We start from the raw sequence: 4,818 nt of genomic DNA, 5'->3' as shown, positions 1-4,818 counted from the left end.
GTATCACAGCGCCCGCACATATGGGCGGGCGCGCGCCGGGCCGCCTCCAGCGCGGTCTCGGTCTCCTCGTCGGCGGCGGGTTCGGCGCCCGGCGGGCAGCCGTAGCGGGAGGCGAGCACATTGGCTGGGTCGCCGCCCGCGACCTCCCAGCCGACGATGGCGTCGACTCCGCCGTCGACGAGTTCCTTGCCGTAGAGCTGGTCGGCGGGCAGCGCCAGCACGGTGGCGTCGATGCCCGCGCTGCGCAGCTGGTCGGCGGCGGTGTGCGCGACGGCCTGGGCGGTCGCGTCGTCGGCCACCGCGCCGATGCGCACCGCGAGCTTGCGGCCGTCGCGGGCCAGCGAACGCGGTTGCGGGGCGGGCGAGGTCGGCGAGACCTGCTGCGGGGTCTCCGGCTCGCGGGCGAAACCGGCCTCGGCCAACAGCGCGAACGCCTCCTCGGCCGAGGGCCGTGGCGGGTCGGTCGGCACGTAGCCGGGGTCCGACGGCGAGAGGATCTGCGCCCGCACCGGCTCCACCCAGCCGCCGGTCTGCGCGCCGACGGTGGCCAGCAGGGCCGGGTCGAGCAACGCGAGCAGGCCGCGGCGCACCCGCTCGTCCCGCAGGTCGGGGCTGCGCCCGTTGAGGACCAGGCGCAGGGTGCGCGACTGCGGCATGATCGCGGTGCGCACCGAGGCGATCGCCCCGAGCTGGGCCTGAGTGGCCACGCCGCCGTGTACCAGCGCCATCTGCGCGTCGCCGGTGCGCAGCGAGTCGGCCAGCTGCGCAGGCGTGCCGCCGCGGCGCAACAGGATCTGGTCGGGCGCGGCGGGGGTGCCCCAGTAGCGGTCGTTGCGTTCGAGCAGGATCTCGTCACGGCCCTGGTCCACCGACTTGATGGCGAAGTTGCCGCCGGACACGGCGATCCCCTCGCGCAGCCCGTTGGCGAACCCGCCCGGCTGGTCCTTGATCAGATGCGAGGGCAGCAGATTGGCGAACAGCTCGGGCCAGGCCGGGTAGGGCCGGTCGAGCACCACGTGCACCGTCTTGCCGCCGCCGGAGGAGCTGACATCGGAGATCAGCCGGTAGGCGGCCGGGTCGACCACGCCGGGCTGGGTGATCATCTGCTGCCACAGGAAGACGAAGTCCTCGGCCGCGATCGGCGCGCCGTCGGACCAGTTGGCCTGGTTGCGCAGCGTGTAGGTGATGGTGAACGGCTCCTGCGAGCTGACCTCGGCGGAGGTGATCAGCGCGGTGTCGGGCACCCACAGGGTGGCGCCCGGGTTCGCCGGATCGGGCACCGGCCGGAACGGGCTCGGCAGCACCATCGAGGCCACCGCCGAGGCGGCGGGCGACTGGTCGGACCGCAGGTGCGGGTTGAATCCGATCCCGATGTCGTCGATCGCCACCACGACGGTGTTCTTGGTCGGCTTCTCCTCGGAGGTCTTCGGAGAGTCCGTGCTCTCGATCGGCGGCGGCGGATTGGCGGTGCATCCGGCGAGCACCGCCACCGACAGCGCGGCCAGCATCTGGATGGCGCGCCTCGCCGCGCGCCGTCGAGCCCCCGGAATCACGCTGGGCACTCTACAGCGCGGCCCGGTCCCGTGCCTTCCGCCGCGACAGCTCGCGGGCCCGCTCGTTGGCGTTGAGCACGACCTTGCGCACCCGCACCACGTCGGGGCCGACCTCGACGCACTCGTCGGCGGCGCAGAACTCGAGCGCGCCCTCCAGGTCGAGCACCAGCGGCCGCGCCAGGGTCTCCAGCACGTCGCCGGTGGAGCTGCGCATGTTGGTCAGCTTCTTCTCGCGGGTGACATTGATGTCGAGGTCCTCCGCGCGCGGGTTGATGCCGACGACCATGCCCTCGTAGGTGTCCGCGCCCGGCTCGACGAAGAAGGTGCCGCGGTCGGCCAGCTGCAGCATGGCGTAGGCGGTGACGCTGCCCCCGCGGTCGGACACCAGCGAGCCGGTGTGCCGGGAGCGGATCTCACCCGCCCAGGGGGCGTAGCCGTGCGAGACGGCGTTGGCGATGCCGGTGCCACGGGTCTCGGTGAGGAAGTCGGTGCGGAAGCCGATCAGGCCGCGCGAGGGCACGATGAACTCCATGCGCACCCAGCCGTGTCCCTGGTTGGACATCTGCACCATCTTGCCCTTGCGGGCGGCCAGCAGCTGGGTGACCGCGCCGAGGTGCTCCTCGGGCACGTCGATGGTCAGTTCCTCGAACGGCTCGTGCACCTTGCCGTCCACGGTCCTGGTGACCACCTGCGGCTTGCCGACGGTCAGTTCGAAGCCCTCGCGGCGCATGGTCTCCACCAGGATGGCCAGCGCCAGCTCGCCTCGGCCCTGCACCTCCCAGGTGTCGGGGCGCTCGGTGTTGAGCACGCGCAGCGAGACGTTGCCGATCAGCTCCTGATCGAGGCGGGCCTTGACCATGCGGGCGGTCAGCTTGGTGCCGCCGTTGCGGCCGGCCAGCGGGGAGGTGTTGATGCCGATGGTGACCGAGATGGCGGGCTCGTCGACGGTGATGCGCGGCAGCGCGACCGGTTCCTCCGGGTCGGCCAGGGTGTCGCCGATCATGATGTCGGGGATGCCCGCGACCGCGACGATGTCGCCGGCCACGGCCTCCTCGGCCGGGTTGCGCTCGACGCCGACGGTGGCCAGCAGCTCGGTGATCTTGACGGTCTTGACGCCATCGGCGCTCATCCACGCCACGTTCTGGCCCTTGCGCAGGGTCCCGTTGTGGATGCGCACCAGCGCGAGGCGGCCGAGGAAGGGCGAGGCGTCGAGGTTGGTGACGTGCGCCTGCAACGGGGCCGCCGCGTCGCCCTTGGGCGCGGGGACGTACTTCAGCAGCACGTCGAACAGCGCGTCCAGGTTGGGGGCGTCGGGGGCGTTGCCGTTCTCCGGCTGCTCGGTGGAGGCCTTGCCCTCACGGCCGGAGGCGTAGAGCACCGGCAGGTCGAGCGCGAGCTCGGCGGCCTCGGCGGCCTCGTCGTCCAGATCGGAGGCCAGATCCAGCAGCAGGTCGTGGCTCTCCTCGACGACCTCGGCGATGCGGGCGTCGGGGCGGTCGGTCTTGTTGACCACCAGGATCACCGGCAGCGAGGCGGCCAGCGCCTTGCGCAGCACGAAGCGGGTCTGCGGCAGCGGGCCCTCGGACGCGTCGACCAGCAGCACGACACCGTCGACCATGGACAGGCCGCGCTCGACCTCGCCGCCGAAGTCGGCGTGGCCGGGGGTGTCGATGACGTTGATGACGGTCACCGAGCCGTCGGGGTGGTGGCGGTGCACCGCGGTGTTCTTGGCGAGAATGGTGATGCCCTTCTCGCGCTCGAGGTCACCGGAGTCCATGACGCGGTCCACCGGTTCGGCCCGTTCGGCGAAGGCGCCGGACTGACGGAGCATGGCGTCGACCAGTGTCGTCTTGCCGTGGTCCACGTGCGCCACGATGGCGACGTTGCGAAAATCGCGTGCAGACGACACGCTGAATCCTCCTGCTGATAGGTATGGGTGCCGACACCTGAGAACAGATGGAGAATGGATTCCACCGGGCGTCGCGGCCGAACACACACACTACCGCCCGGCTGCCGTTTCCTACGCTTCAGCCACTAGTTAGGTTAGGCTGACCAACATGGGCAAGGTCAAGGCGAAGAAGGTCTCGGGCCTCAAACCGAAGAAGAAGTGTTGTCGCAAGAAGACGCGCTGCCTCAAGTGCCCGGTCGTCATCATGCGGATGAAGAAGGCCGAGGCCGCCGGACTGCACGGCAAGGACCTCAAGAAGGCCCTCAAACAGGCGCGCGCCGCCTAGCCCACCCCTTCTACCAGGTATTTCGCCGCCAACCCTGTCCAACCGGCCCACTTTCGGGTACTGCGAGAAGATGACCGCAGAACTGCTCTCCGAAGAACAGATCACCGACGCCATGGCCCGCCTGCCCGAGTGGTCGCGCTCCGGTGCCACGATCGCGCGCACGGTCACCGCGGCCTCCTTTCCCGCCGCCATCGACCTCGTCCGCGCGGTCGCCCAGGCCGCGGAGAGTGCGAATCATCACCCCGATATCGACATCCGATGGCGCGATGTCACCTTCGCGCTGACCACCCATTCCGCGGGCGGACTGACCGCAGCCGACTTCGCCCTGGCGGAACGGATCGACGCCCTCGCCGCGTACAGCTCCTGACATCGGGCACCCTTCCCGGCGCGTCACCTTCCCGGCGCGTCACCATTCAGGCGCGTCACCATTCAGGCGATCGCGGCCCGTTCGGCCTCCGGCGCGACCGCGCGCGCCCGCCTGCCCATCACGATCACCCACACCAGCAGCGCCAGCACCCCGGCCGCGTCGACCGCGCCCAGCCAGGCCAGCAGCGCGGGCCGGGAGATCTCCCAGATGGTCGGCTGGAAGAACGACAGCACCCACGGCACGCCGATGAGCGTCGTCACCAGCCAGTAGCCCGCGAGCACCCGCGCGCCCGGCGCCTGCCGCAGCGGCCCGTAGAGCAGCCACAGCACCAGCGGCAGCAGCCACACCCAGTGGTGCGACCACGAGATGGGGGAAATCATCAGGCCGAAGATCTGGACGATCAACAAGGTGCCGAGCAGGTCGTCGGGGGCGAGCGAGCGCCAGGCCGCGACGGCCAGCGCCGCCACCACCAGCACGCCCGCGATCCACAGCGGCCCGGTCTCCACGTCGTGACCGACGATGCGGCTGAGCGTGCCGCGCAGTGACTGATTCCACACCGAGCCCACCGGGCCGATGCGGTCGGCGTCGCCGAGCAGGGTGCCGAAGTAGCGGCGCGCCTCGTGGGCGTTGAGCAGGTAGCTGATGCCGACGGTCAGGCCGAAGG

General features: G+C 70.9%; 5 protein-coding genes. 2 read left to right on the top strand and 3 right to left on the bottom strand.

Annotated elements, in window-relative coordinates; translation table 11 throughout:
* A partial coding sequence (locus QH283_RS05755; protein WP_280501973.1) for an ABC transporter family substrate-binding protein occupies positions 1 to 1,508 on the bottom strand: 1,508 nt, incomplete at its 3' end.
* 55 nt (positions 1,509 to 1,563) lie between these two features.
* The gene (gene typA, locus QH283_RS05750) at positions 1,564 to 3,462 is read right to left on the bottom strand and encodes a translational GTPase TypA (protein ID WP_280501972.1); all 1,899 of its coding nucleotides are present in this window, start codon (positions 3,460 to 3,462) and stop codon (positions 1,564 to 1,566) included.
* 148 nt (positions 3,463 to 3,610) lie between these two features.
* On the opposite strand from typA, the gene QH283_RS05745 reads away from it, so the two are divergent.
* Together QH283_RS05745 and QH283_RS05740 are read left to right on the top strand one after the other, a co-directional pair.
* A complete protein-coding gene (locus QH283_RS05745) occupies positions 3,611 to 3,787 on the top strand; it encodes a hypothetical protein (RefSeq protein ID WP_280501971.1) in 177 nt (58 codons plus the stop codon).
* 70 nt (positions 3,788 to 3,857) lie between these two features.
* Entirely contained in the window at positions 3,858 to 4,154 is a 297-nt protein-coding gene (locus QH283_RS05740) for a 4a-hydroxytetrahydrobiopterin dehydratase (RefSeq protein ID WP_280501970.1), read from the top strand.
* 62 nt (positions 4,155 to 4,216) lie between these two features.
* Here the strand turns inward: QH283_RS05740 and QH283_RS05735 are convergent.
* On the bottom strand, positions 4,217 to 4,818 hold a 602-nt coding region (locus QH283_RS05735; protein ID WP_348538260.1), incomplete at its 5' end, for a glycosyltransferase 87 family protein.

The organism is Nocardia farcinica, from assembly GCF_029867845.1.
GTDB lineage: Bacteria > Actinomycetota > Actinomycetes > Mycobacteriales > Mycobacteriaceae > Nocardia > Nocardia farcinica_A.
The sequence above is the reverse complement of the archived record's forward strand: the minus strand, read 5'-3'. Positions and strand labels throughout refer to the sequence as shown.